The sequence below is a fragment of the Flavobacterium sp. DW-iso2 genome, from assembly GCF_058725285.1.
Genome location: NZ_JBZXDY010000002.1, coordinates 171,517 through 184,082, shown reverse-complemented (window position 1 = coordinate 184,082; position 12,566 = coordinate 171,517). Strand labels below are relative to the sequence as shown.

Genomic DNA, 12,566 nt, shown 5'->3' with positions numbered 1-12,566 from the left:
AAAAAAATGATTAAAAAATTCCTTTTATTGGGTCTTATTGTCGCTCAACTTACCACTTCATGTAGTAGTGACAACTCTGAAGACACAGCGGTAACTTCAGAAACCCTAAGTGAGCAAATTGCAAATTTGATAAAACAGCCTTATTCTAAATTAACTCCAGCAGAACAAAAGGTAAAACTTGAAGCGGAAGCAAATGCAATGTTAGTTGAAATGGATAAATCTAAAACTTCTGGAGCTGTTGAAGCAATTCAAAATTTAGGGAATTTATTAGATATTAATTCAGTTGATATTTTTAATGGTAAAAATGATAATGAAATAGCAGACATCCTTAACGTCTCTGGTGTTTATGGTATTTATACATGGAACAACACAGACAAGACTTGGGTTAAAACAGCTTCAACTACTGAGTTAAAGTTTGTTTTCCCTGCAAAAGCAACGCAAACAGTAAACAATGCTACTTTATCATCCACAGCTGTTTCATCTGATATAAAAGTGAAACTTGAAGATTCTTACAACTGGCAAACAGGAACTACAGTAAATGATGAGTTTTACTTGCCAACATCTGTTGACGCTACTTTGACTATTGACAAAGTACAAGCTGCGACTTTTGTAACTAAAGCTAAATATTCAAATGGCAAAGAAACTCCAGATGATTCTAGTTTTAAAATGGTTTTAAATGACGGTTATACTTATGAAATCAGCGGTAAAAAGGGAGATCCGAACTCAGCTGAATCACTGTTCACATACAAAGACAAGAATCTGGTAAAATTCACTGCTGGTAGTACTGCACAAATTGATGCATTATTAGGAGACAATGTATTAGTTTCTTACAGAGGAAAAGCGAATGGACTTGTTGAGATTATGGACAATTTTGTTATTGTTGCTGACATTGACATTACTGGATTAGCAAATGACGAAGCTGCTTTAGAAAAAGTTTTAACAGAGCCTAATTATAATACTAGCACCTACTATACTAAAATCAACGAGTACAACAAAGCCTATTCTGAAGCAATAGCAAATTCTCAAAACAAAAATACCAAATTGATTTTAGTATCTAAAAAAGACGGAACAAAAATTGCTGATGTGATTCAGAAATCTGAAAAAGGATCTAGCTATACTAATTATTCTGTTTGGGTTAAAGACAATAGCATCAATGGTGGATATTGGAATTGGAATGGTAACACAACTGGAACCCTTGTTCAATATTACGACGAGGTACTTTACCTAAAATTCAACGACAATACTGAAGTTGAAATGAGCGCTTATTTCTCTACTGGATTTGATGCTTTAGAAAAAAAATTCGAAGATTTTTTAAAGTCTTTTGAAAGATAGATAGCTTCAATAACTAACTTAAAGCCGAACTGAAAACTTATTCAGTTCGGCTTTATTTTTTTGCGGGAGTTCTTACTACAATTGTACTTTGACCATAGCCTGCCCAAAGTCCTAAGGCACCTGTTAAATTTGATTTTAAACTCGTATTTGAAGGGTAAATAGGATTTCTACCGTTTACTATTTCGTTTTGCCAACTATTCCAAAAATCAAAAGTATCTTTGTTTAAAGTTCTCAATTTGACATAAATCAAATCTCCATCAGTGAAATAAGGCTTGAATTTTGTTTTAGGAAAAATTAAAATCCCCCTATTAATTTGTATAGAAACTGAGCTCGAAGTAAAACTATTGTCATTAAGGTTTCCATAAAAAGCAGGCACAAAAATAGGCTCTTCTTTTTCGATTCTTGTTGTCACTTGATAGTAATTCTTCTCTAAAACAGGGTCGTCAAATGTTATAAACACATAACCCGTCGTATCTTGCGGATTCTCTTTAATATAAGTTGCGGTCTTCAAAATAACAGTTTTAGGAATTGTTGTCTTCGCTTCAATTTTTCGATCTAAATATTCGATTTTTAAAGAATACTCCTTTCCGGATTGGCCAATTAATTCACTTCCATAGTAAACAAATGGGGGAATTCGATCACTATTCCTTTTTAACCTTAGAACCTCTTCTTGTTCTCCGTCAGAAACGGTGATTTTAGCTGACCTAATTACATGGTTTAGAATAGTAGTTGAGTCAACTGGAGTCGCAATAGGGATACTTGTAGATAATATCACTTGTGCATAATCACCGGCTTCAATCCATCCTTCTACCACAATCTTAGACTCTGCTTGGGCACTTTTATCAAAATCATCTTGATTGCAACTTAAAAAAAGCACACAAAAAAACAATAAAATGAACTGTTTCATAATTATCTAAAATTTAAATCTCCAACTAATAGAAGGCAGAATGGAATATAATGTTTTTCTCTCGGGAGTTACCTCTATTTTTTGTTTGTCTTTATCAATGGCAACATTCAAAACGGTATATATTGGATTTTCTATATTGAAAGTATTGAAAATAGAAAAATTAAGAGCACTTTCCTTATCTCTTGTTTTGATAAAATAATAATTGACAGATAAGTCAGTGCGAACATAACTTGGCATTTGTGCATTGTTATATTTACCATATTCCTTTACTGGATTATTATTAAAAAAATACCATGATGTAGGGGTTGTAAAACGATTCCCAGAGCTAAAGATTTGTGTTAATCCAAAATTCCATTTTTGATTTAAATCATAAGTTCCTACTAACGCTAAATTATGTCTGCGGTCATATTTAGCAAAATAGCGCTCTCCATCATTTATTTCATCAAATTGACGGTTTGCCCAACTTAAAGTATAACTCAGCCAACCTTTAAATTTTCCGACATCTTTTTTTAGCATCCATTCTAAACCATAAGACTCCCCTTTTCCCACTAAAATATCATTTTTAAAACTCGTGATTTCATTAAATTGAGTTACCCCATATGGATATTCAATCAAATTATTCATTGTGCGATAAAAGGTGTTTAACGAAAAATCAAACGGCTTTTTTAATTTTTGATTATATCCAATAGAAAATTCATTAGAAAATTGTGCCGGAATACCATCCGAACTGGCTACCCAAAAATCAGTTGGAATCCCAACGCTGGATGTTGTAATCAGATTCAAATATTGATTCTGACGAGTATAAGAAGCAAAAAAAGATTTTTTTTCATGAGGAGTATAATTTAAAAGTACTCTTGGTTCAGCACGTAAATAAGACGTTCTCCCTTTATCTGACGAATAATAATTGATGCGTAACCCGAGTTCTGCAGAAAGCGTATTAGACAATCTTGGCTTTGAAGCTGTATATAAAGCTAGATTATTTGCTCTATTGATTGTTGATTGCTGGTTATTCGAATTAGCACTTAGATTACTTACTTCTATTTTTTGAGGTTGCAACTCATAAATACTATATTGCAAACCGGTTTCAAATGGAATACCGTTTATAGAATACTTAACGGCATTAGAAAATCCAAAATCTTTAACATACGACGTTATGTCCATTTCTACCGTTGCCTGCTCCATGTGCAGGCTGTTTTCATATTTAGTAACGTAAACTGAATTAGTCATTACAGTTCCTTCGGATAATTGGTACTGCCAAGTAGGCGAAATAGCCGTATTACTCCATTTTAAATTTGCGTTAAGTGCTAGATTAGAATCCGTAATTCTAAGAACATCTCCACTTATAAAAGCATCCACGGTAAACAAGTGCTTCTTTGTAAGGGAAGCAATAAACGTCAAATTACTATCTCCAAAACTATATTTTAAATCCTTAACATCACTATTTTCATTCTTATTAGAAGAATCAAATAAAGGCGCAATAATTTCATCTATATATGTTTTTCTTCCCGAAATATACAATCCCATTGTTGCATTTATAGGTATTGCAAAGGTAGCTTGAGAAGCCAACAAACCTAAATTACCTTTTACCGAAAATTTATTCGGTATTTTTTTATTCGGCAATACGGCAACTGTAGCACTCAATCTTCCTCCGTTTCTTGCGTTTGAATTAGACTTATCAAATTGAACTTCTTGAATATGGTCAGCATTATAAAACGGAAAAACGCCCAATAAATGCGCCATTCCGTAGATAGGAGTAGCTGCATATAGCATTAAATTGTGACCTGGCTCACTACCTCTGACATATAAATAACCATTTGCATCACCCGAATTTTGCACTCCAGGGGTAAGTTGTAATAATTTAATAACATCTGGAACTCCCATTATAGAAGGTACTGAGGTTAGCTTTTCAGGAATAAATGAAAAACTATTTCCTGACGAGACAGAAAGCATTTTTTTTGAGTTTGACAATACAACCACTTCTTTTAACGCACTGCGTTCTTTTTCTAAAGTAAAGTTAAGCGATGTATTGACATGAAAATTATTATTTAAATTTTGCGAAATAGAACCAACATAACGAATTTCGATAGCATAAAAATCAATGGGTAATTTAATGACATATGCACCTGTGACATCTGTTGTAGTGACATACCTATTTGCATTAGAAACAAATATTAAATTAGCCCCAACAATAGCTTGCTGTTCTTTGTTTGTTACAAAACCATCTACGGTAATTGTAGACTGAGCTGTAATTGTAAAACCAAATAATAATAAAAAAGAAGAGAGTATAAATGCTTTCAATAGCTCATTTTTAAGAAAGCGCTAAAGTAAGCATTTTCAGTATAAATTATTTTTTTTAAGCGTACTAGATAAAACTAAATAATAATATAAATCGCATTAAAACTACCTTTACTATTTTGATTTTTTGTGCGTGAGGGATAGCAGCGGAAATCCTTATCTAGTATGGAGCGATAGCGAAATACTAGATAAGATTGCAGCGCATAGCCCGACCCGCTTTTTCGCGGGTCACGCCCTAATTATCTTATTTTAATTTTTGCAAATACATATTCACCACATTCTCTAAACCTAGATACAATGCCTCTGCAATTAAGGCATGACCTATAGAGACCTCCAGTAATCCGGGAATGTTTTGTTTAAAAAACTGAATGTTCTCCAAGCTCAAATCATGTCCTGCATTGATTCCTAATCCCAATTCATTTGCCAAAACAGCCGCTTTTACGTAGGGGTCAATTCCGCTTTTGTTCCCCAGACCATATTGATGTGCAAAGGCTTCGGTATATAATTCGATGCGGTCTGTTCCTGTTTGTTTAGCACCCTCAATCATATCTAATCGTGGATCTACAAAAATAGAGGTACGAATGCCATTGCGCTGAAATTCTTGAATCATCTCCGTTAAATACGCTTGGTTTTTTACTGTATCCCAACCTGCCGAAGAGGTTATAGCCCCAATCGCATCAGGGACCAAAGTTACTTGCTCAGGTTTGCACTCTAAAACCAAATCAATAAAATTATGTTGTGGATTTCCTTCTATATTGAACTCGGTATAAACGACTGCTTTTAAATCACGAGCATCCTGATAGCGAATGTGACGCTCATCTGGACGTGGATGTATGGTGATTCCCTGGGCACCAAATTTTTGAATGTCAGTAGCCACTTTTAATAAGTCAGGTACATTTCCTCCACGCGCATTACGTAAAGTAGCTATTTTGTTGATATTTACACTTAACTTTGTCATTGGAATACTTTTTGATTATGAAATAACTGTATAATGGATACAAAAATACAAAGTAAAAGGTAGGAGATTTTGCCTTTTTTTGATTATTTTGCATAAAAATTGAGGATTTAATTAAGATGGAAATTACAAACTACATAACCACTGACTTTAAAGCGATTGACAGCCAAGACACTATCTCGTCTGTTAAAGACTTTTTTGATGATTTGACTTTTTCACATTTTCCTGTTGTTGAAGAAGGCGTTTACATTGGTAGTATATCATCTGAAGACATTGAAACTTTTGATAATGACAAAAAAGTAATTGATTACAGATATACGCTTGCCAGTTTTTTCACCAGAACAGATTCAATTTGGCTCGAAGTATTAGAAGTCTTTGCAAAAAACCACACGAATCTCATTCCTGTTTTGGATGAAAACAATAGCTATATTGGCTATTATGAAATAGACGACATTATGAGCTTTTTTCACCAAACTCCTTTTTTGAAAGAACAAGGAAGAATTATAAAGGTAAAAAAAGGAGTGCTAGATTATTCTATGAGTCAGATTACGCAAATCGTAGAGAGCAATGACGGAAAACTTTTAGGCCTATTTATTTCAGAATCTGATGTCGATAGTGTTGAAGTGACAATGAAAATAAGCCTGGGTGCCATTAATGAAATAATCCAGTCTTTTAGAAGGTACAATTATGAAATAATATCAGAACACCAAGAAGACAATTACATTAATAATTTAAAAGAACGCTCAGAATACTTAGACAAATACCTTAACATGTAATGGTTTAATAAGTTACAAATCTAAGCTCCCCATCAACTCAAAGATTTTACAAACAAACGATTCAGCAAAATAATGAAAGTAGCCATATACGGTCAATATTATCAAAATAGTACAGAACCCATTATAAAAGACATCTTCATTTTTTTTAATAAAAATAATGTAGAATTAGTCATTGAAGCTTCTTTTTTAGAACTGCTTTATGAAAAGGAAATTGTAAAAAAAGAATACAATACTTTCTCTTCACATACCGAATTAGACCAAAGTTTTGACATGTTAATCAGCATAGGTGGCGACGGAACTATATTAAGAGCAGCAACGTTGATAAGAGATTCCGGAGTTCCTATTTTAGGAATCAATGCTGGAAGACTTGGTTTTCTGGCTACTGTTCAAAAAGAAAACATCGCTGAGTTTCTACAAATTGTAATTGACAAAAAATATACCTTGAGTAAAAGAACACTGTTGAGTTTGTCCTGCACTCCTACAAACGAGGCACTACAAGACATAAATTTTGCTATGAATGAAATTTCAGTGAGCCGAAAGGACACCACTTCAATGATAACAATTGATACCTACCTGAATGGTGAATTTTTAAACTCCTACTGGGCCGATGGCTTAATCGTATCCACACCTACAGGATCAACCGGATATTCCTTAAGTTGTGGAGGCCCCATATTAACTCCAGACGTAAAAAGTCTGGTAATAACGCCGATTGCTCCTCATAACCTGAATGCAAGACCGCTAGTTATCCCCGATGAAACAGAAATCAGATTAAAAGTTTCAGGAAGAGAAGAGCATTATCTGGTTTCATTAGATTCTAGAATTACTTCTGTAAAAAATGAATCCATACTGACCATTAGTAAAACTCCCTTTCAAATCAACATGGTCGAAATCCCTGAAGAAACGTTTCTAAAAACACTACGCACCAAATTATTGTGGGGTGAAGACAAAAGGAATTAATTTTATTTATTTCTAAATTATACTATTATCGTCCCTTTTTTCGTTTCGCCTTTAACAAATCCTTATCCAATATCGATTATAGTGCTAATTATTTAAATAATGGGCACATTTAAGGTAATCGGTATTGATTCGAAACGATAATTATTATATTTGCACGCAATTTTAATCAAAATGAACAAAATTTTTAACTTATTTATATGCTTATTCCTAAGTATGACGATGTATTCACAAATACATGAAGTTGGAGTTTTTCTAGGTGGAAGTAACTACGTAGGCGACATTGGCCCTACTACCTATATTTCCCCAAACGAACCCGCTTTTGGAATACTTTATAAATGGAACAAAAGCCCAAGACATGCTTACCGTTTTTCTTATACCCAATCAAAAATCACTTCAAATGATCTTGATTCAAAAGAACGCAGTAGAAGTCAAAGAGGCTATAATTTTGAAAATAGTATAAAAGAAGTATCTTTAGGCCTTGAATTCAATTTTTTTGATTTTAATCTTCATCAATTAGAGCGCAAAATCACTCCTTATATCTATTCTGGAATCAGTTATTTTAGATATGATGAGTTATATATAGTCTCTGGAGAAACGAAAAAAGATAAAAGTGCAAATTCATTTGCGATACCCATGATTTTAGGACTAAAATCAAATATCACGCCTAGTTTAATACTAGGATTAGAAATGGGCGCTCGTTATACTCTTACTGACAATCTAGACGGAAGCAATCCGAAGAATGAAAGTTTGAAACCATTACAATTTGGAAATATAAATAATAATGACTGGTATGTTTTTTCAGGGTTAACGTTAACCTATACCTTTGGAGAAAAACCATGCTATTGTGCTTACTAAGAAAATGGATTTATTAGAAAATATAGATAAGAATAATTTACCCCAACATTTAGCCATTATTATGGATGGAAATGGACGATGGGCAAAACAACAGGGCCTACTAAGAGCCTTCGGACATGAGAGCGGAACAAAATCCGTAAAAACAATTATAAAAACTTGCGCCAAACTAGGCATAGAGAATCTAACTCTTTACGCCTTTTCCACAGAAAACTGGAACCGACCGAAACTGGAAGTTGATACTTTAATGAAGATTCTAATAAAATCATTAAAAAAAGAACTCCCAACACTACAGGAGAACAACATCAAATTGAACACTATAGGTAACATAGAAAAATTACCACAATCAGCTCAAAAGGAGCTTCTTGATGTAATAGATAAAACTAAGGATAATACTCACATGACCTTAACATTAGCATTGAGTTATGGTTCGAGAGAAGAAATCGTAAATGCCGTAAAAAACATCAGTAATAAAGTTAAAAATAATATAATTTCAGTAGACTCTATTGACGATTCAATTATAAATGAGCATCTTTACACGCAAAATTTACCCGATGTAGATTTATTAATAAGAACAAGTGGAGAACATAGAATAAGTAATTTTCTGCTATGGCAAATCGCCTATGCAGAATTATATTTTACTGATGTATTGTGGCCAGACTTTAAAGAACAAAATTTATATGAGGCTATCATTAGTTATCAAAAAAGAGAACGTAGATTTGGAAAAACAAGTGAACAAATTAAATAATTTTTTAGTGTTGAATAAAAGTATAAAAGCAGTCCTTACCCTATTAATATTGGGAAGTTTTTCACAAATTAAAGCTCAAGAAAGAGTTCCTTTCGATCAAGGTAAAAAATACATATTAGCCGATGTTATCCTTACTTACAAAATCAGTTTCAACGATCAAACAGTTGTCACTTTTGCTGGTCTTGAAAAAGGACAGGAAATTACTGTCCCCGGAGAAGAGATTAGCAGCGCTATTAAAAAACTAGGAAAACTGGGGCTTTTTGACGAAATTTCATTTTACATCAACAGAATCGAAAATGACAGCATTTATCTTGATTTAGAAATCAAAGAATTGCCTAAGTTAAATAACGTGAAATTTGTTGGGATTAAGAAAAACAAAACGGAAGCTCTAATAAAAGATAACGGCCTTACAAAAAGTAAAGTAGTCAACGAAAACTTAATCACTACGACAAAAAACTACATAGAGAATAAATACAAGAAAGATGGATATTACAACACTAAGGTAAACATAAATGTTGTACCAGATACATCAACAGTTAACCAGGTAAATATGGTTGTAAACGTTGATAAAGGTGATAAAATAAAAATCGCAGAAATTGATTTTATTGGTAACGAAAAGTTATCAGACAAAACATTACGCAAAGCGATGAAAGACACCAAACAAAAAAGCTTCTTTCGTGTATTAAAAGCATCTAAATTTATAAAAGCAAAATACAAAACCGATTTAGAAAAAGTAATTGCTTCTTATAAAGAAAAAGGATATAGAGATGCTAGAATAATTTCCGATTCTATTACTTATCTTAAAGACAAAAACGCACTTTCTATAAAAATTAATGTAGAAGAAGGAAATAAATATTATTTTGGAAACATCAAGTTTTTAGGAAACACAGTTTATTCAGATCAATTACTAAGCAGAATAATAGGTGTTAAAAAAGGAGAGACTTATAATGGAGTTCTACTACAAAAAAGAATTGCTGACGCATCAAAACCTGACGGGGAAGACATTGACAATTTATATAAGAATAATGGCTATCTATTTTCAAACATAAATGCAGTTGAAGTAAAAACAGTTAACGATACGATTGATTTCGAAATAAGAATTAACGAAGGTCCATTAGCCTACTTCAATAAAATTACGGTCACTGGAAATGACAAAACAAACGACCGTGTAATTTATAGAGAATTGCGAACTAAGCCAGGAGAAATATACAGTAAGGAATTGCTAGTTAGAACAATTCGTGAAATTGGACAACTAGGCTTCTTTGACCCTGAAGCGATTAATCCTGCATTTAAAAATGTTGACGCAGCTGCCGGTACAGTTGATATCGAATACCAACTTGTTGAAAAAGGATCCAGCCAAATAGAACTTCAAGGAGGTTATGGTGGCGGTGGATTTATTGGGACATTAGGACTGTCGTTCAACAACTTTTCAGCAAGAAACCTGCTAAATAAAAAGGCATATAAACCTTTACCTATGGGTGATGGGCAAAAGGTATCTTTAAGACTACAGGCAAGTACCTATTTTCAAACCTATAGCGTTTCGTTTTCTGAACCATGGTTTGGACAAAAAAAACCAGTTTCATTTAGCTCTTCAATCTCATACAGTAAACAATTTTTAAATAATTTCGCTACACAAAGAGTAGACAAAACAAAAAGTTTTAATATCCTAACACTGTCGGTTGGATTAGCAAAAAGATTAACTGTGCCAGATGATTTCTTTGTTTTATCACAATCAGTAAGTTACCAACATTATGATTTGAACAACTATAACACGGGACTATTTACTTTTGGGAATGGTGCTTCAAGAAACTTCGCTTATACAGTAGGTCTATCTAGAAGCAATAAAGGCGTAAATCCTATATTTCCCACTTATGGCTCAGAGTTTAGTATCTCAGCAAAACTAACACCACCATACTCGCTGTTGAACGGAATCGATTATGCTACATTAGGAGATAAGGAAGAATATAAATTAAAAAACACAGAAGATAGATCAAACACAGTAGATGAAAACGGTAATACAGTTGCAATAGGCGATTATATCGATGCTGCTGGAAACAAAGTTTTTAACTATCAAGATGCTGCTGCGGATCCTGCAAAAGTGGACCAAAAGAAATTTAATTGGTTAGAATATTACAAAATAAAATTTAAAGCAGATTGGTACACAAAAATTTATGGTAAATTAGTATTAAGAACTTTAGGTGAATTTGGATTCCTAGGAACATACAATCAAGATCGAGGAGCAGTACCATTTGAAAGATTCTATTTAGGCGGTAGTGGAATGGCTAATTACTCGATGGATGGTAGAGAAACAATAGGATTAAGAGGGTATAAGGACAATACCTTGACGCCAATAATCGAAGATAGAAACGACCCTAGATTTGGACAACAAATTGGAGCTACTGTTTACAATAAGTTTTCAATGGAGTTGCGTTATCCTATCACCTTAAAATCATCTGCATCTATATATGTTTTAGGATTTCTAGAAGCAGGTTCGGCATACAAGGACTTTAAAAGCTACAATCCATTTGACTTACAACGATCTGCCGGAGTTGGATTACGTGTATTTATGCCAGCATTTGGACTACTAGGTATCGATTTCGGACATGGGTTCGATGCTGCTCCAGGGGAGACTACAGCACATGGATGGGAAACCCATTTTATTATTGGACAACAATTTTAAACAAAATTGAATCACGATTTTCTAATACTATAAAGTTATGAGAAAACATTTTTTAATACTATTTTTAGCCTTGATTGTATTAAATACAATTAATGCTCAAACGAGAGGTACTAAAGTAGGTTACATAGACATGGAGTATATTCTACAGAATGTACCCAATTATGCCGAAGCAACTATCCAATTAGAGCAAAAAGCACAAAAATGGAAACAAGAAATTGAGGCCAAAAAAATCGAAATCAACAAAACAAAAGATGCTCTCACCGCTGAGAAACCTTTACTAACAAAAGGATTAATCGAAGAGAGAGAATTAGAAATTAAGTTCCTTGAAAATGAGATGCTGGATTTTCAGCAAAAAAGATTTGGTGCTAATGGCGATTTGATAATCCAAAAATCTGTTTTGGTTAAACCAATTCAGGACCAAGTATTCACCGCGGTCCAAGACATAGCAGAAGCAAAAAAATACGACTTTGTTTTCGACAAATCTTCTGATTTGACTATGCTATTTGCCGCAAAAAGGTTTGACATAAGCGATCAAGTATTACGTGTACTGAACAGATCTGAAAAAAGAGAACAGTTAACAAAAAAGCAATTGGAAGCTCAGCAGGCCAAAGAAAGTAAAGAAGATGCTATTGAAGACAATCCTTTTTTATCGGAAAGACAAAAAATATTGGACGAGAAAAAAGCCGCAAGAGATTCAATTTTAGCAAATCGTAAGTTAGAACAGGAAAAAAAGAAAGCAGACTTTGAGGAAAGAAGACAAAAAATACTTTCAGATAGAGAAGCTAAAAAAAACGGCACGGTTTCTGATTTATCTAAAACAGAAGACACAAAAGAAACTAATATCAACACTAATAAAGAAGCAGCAAAATCAGTAACCGATGATGCAAAACAAAAACAACTTGACGCTAAAGCCAAAACACTAGAAGATCGCAAAAAAACAATTGAAGATCGAAAGAAAGCTTTAGAAGAAAAAAGAATAAAAATACTCCAAGAAAGAGACTCAATTAAGAAGGCCAGAGAAGAACAATTAAAACTAAAACAATAAATTAATACTTAATATTTTA

Annotated in this window: 10 protein-coding genes; 7 read left to right on the top strand and 3 right to left on the bottom strand. The window is 33.2% G+C overall.

Annotated features, from left to right (window positions below; all coding sequences use genetic code 11):
• The first annotated feature begins 6 nt into the window (after positions 1-6).
• Complete coding sequence (locus tag AC4PRO_RS02200) at positions 7-1,332, top strand: hypothetical protein (RefSeq protein ID WP_492116129.1); 1,326 nt, start codon at positions 7-9, stop codon at positions 1,330-1,332.
• 52 nt (positions 1,333-1,384) lie between these two features.
• Here the strand turns inward: AC4PRO_RS02200 and AC4PRO_RS02195 are convergent, their stop codons facing one another.
• The 3 genes from AC4PRO_RS02195 to AC4PRO_RS02185 all read right to left on the bottom strand — a co-directional run bounded on the left by AC4PRO_RS02195 (position 1,385) and on the right by AC4PRO_RS02185 (position 5,492).
• Positions 1,385-2,239, bottom strand: coding sequence for a DUF4249 domain-containing protein (locus tag AC4PRO_RS02195; RefSeq protein WP_492116128.1), 855 nt, complete (start codon positions 2,237-2,239; stop codon positions 1,385-1,387).
• Between the two features lie 6 nt (positions 2,240-2,245).
• The gene (locus AC4PRO_RS02190) at positions 2,246-4,537 is read right to left on the bottom strand and encodes a TonB-dependent receptor (protein ID WP_492116127.1); all 2,292 of its coding nucleotides are present in this window, start codon (positions 4,535-4,537) and stop codon (positions 2,246-2,248) included.
• 241 nt (positions 4,538-4,778) lie between these two features.
• Positions 4,779-5,492 (bottom strand): pyridoxine 5'-phosphate synthase, encoded by a 714-nt coding sequence (locus AC4PRO_RS02185; RefSeq protein ID WP_074721730.1) that lies wholly within the window; start codon positions 5,490-5,492, stop codon positions 4,779-4,781.
• Between the two features lie 116 nt (positions 5,493-5,608).
• On the opposite strand from AC4PRO_RS02185, the gene AC4PRO_RS02180 reads away from it, so the two are divergent.
• The 6 genes from AC4PRO_RS02180 to AC4PRO_RS02155 all read left to right on the top strand — a co-directional run bounded on the left by AC4PRO_RS02180 (position 5,609) and on the right by AC4PRO_RS02155 (position 12,547).
• Complete coding sequence (locus tag AC4PRO_RS02180; RefSeq protein ID WP_074721732.1) at positions 5,609-6,265, top strand: CBS domain-containing protein; 657 nt, start codon at positions 5,609-5,611, stop codon at positions 6,263-6,265.
• A 72-nt stretch (positions 6,266-6,337) separates the two neighbouring features.
• Positions 6,338-7,222 carry an NAD kinase gene (locus AC4PRO_RS02175; RefSeq protein ID WP_074721734.1) on the top strand — a complete coding sequence of 295 codons (885 nt, stop codon included), beginning with the start codon at positions 6,338-6,340 and terminating at the stop codon, positions 7,220-7,222.
• Positions 7,223-7,393: 171 nt separating this feature from the next.
• Positions 7,394-8,077 carry a type IX secretion system protein PorG gene (gene porG, locus AC4PRO_RS02170; RefSeq protein ID WP_074721736.1) on the top strand — a complete coding sequence of 228 codons (684 nt, stop codon included), beginning with the start codon at positions 7,394-7,396 and terminating at the stop codon, positions 8,075-8,077.
• Between the two features lie 4 nt (positions 8,078-8,081).
• Positions 8,082-8,822, top strand: coding sequence for an undecaprenyl pyrophosphate synthase (gene uppS, locus AC4PRO_RS02165; RefSeq protein ID WP_074722074.1), 741 nt, complete (start codon positions 8,082-8,084; stop codon positions 8,820-8,822).
• Positions 8,755-11,502, top strand: a complete 2,748-nt coding sequence (bamA, locus tag AC4PRO_RS02160) for an outer membrane protein assembly factor BamA (protein WP_492116126.1) — start codon at positions 8,755-8,757, stop codon at positions 11,500-11,502. Before uppS ends, bamA begins: the two co-directional genes overlap by 68 nt.
• Before the next feature lie 37 nt (positions 11,503-11,539).
• A complete protein-coding gene (locus AC4PRO_RS02155) occupies positions 11,540-12,547 on the top strand; it encodes an OmpH/Skp family outer membrane protein (protein ID WP_492116125.1) in 1,008 nt (335 codons plus the stop codon).
• Positions 12,548-12,566 lie beyond the last annotated feature (19 nt).

Excerpts from the sequence above, each read along its gene's own strand:
- AC4PRO_RS02200 (WP_492116129.1), top strand. The coding sequence starts at position 7 with ATGATTAAAAAATTCCTTTTATTGGGTCTTATTGTCGCTCAACTTACC.
- AC4PRO_RS02195 (WP_492116128.1), bottom strand. The coding sequence starts at position 2,239 with ATGAAACAGTTCATTTTATTGTTTTTTTGTGTGCTTTTTTTAAGTTGC.
- AC4PRO_RS02185 (WP_074721730.1), bottom strand. The coding sequence starts at position 5,492 with ATGACAAAGTTAAGTGTAAATATCAACAAAATAGCTACTTTACGTAAT.
- AC4PRO_RS02180 (WP_074721732.1), top strand. The coding sequence starts at position 5,609 with ATGGAAATTACAAACTACATAACCACTGACTTTAAAGCGATTGACAGC.
- AC4PRO_RS02175 (WP_074721734.1), top strand. The coding sequence starts at position 6,338 with ATGAAAGTAGCCATATACGGTCAATATTATCAAAATAGTACAGAACCC.
- porG (WP_074721736.1), top strand. The coding sequence starts at position 7,394 with ATGAACAAAATTTTTAACTTATTTATATGCTTATTCCTAAGTATGACG.
- uppS (WP_074722074.1), top strand. The coding sequence starts at position 8,082 with ATGGATTTATTAGAAAATATAGATAAGAATAATTTACCCCAACATTTA.
- bamA (WP_492116126.1), top strand. The coding sequence starts at position 8,755 with ATGAGGCTATCATTAGTTATCAAAAAAGAGAACGTAGATTTGGAAAAA.
- AC4PRO_RS02155 (WP_492116125.1), top strand. The coding sequence starts at position 11,540 with ATGAGAAAACATTTTTTAATACTATTTTTAGCCTTGATTGTATTAAAT.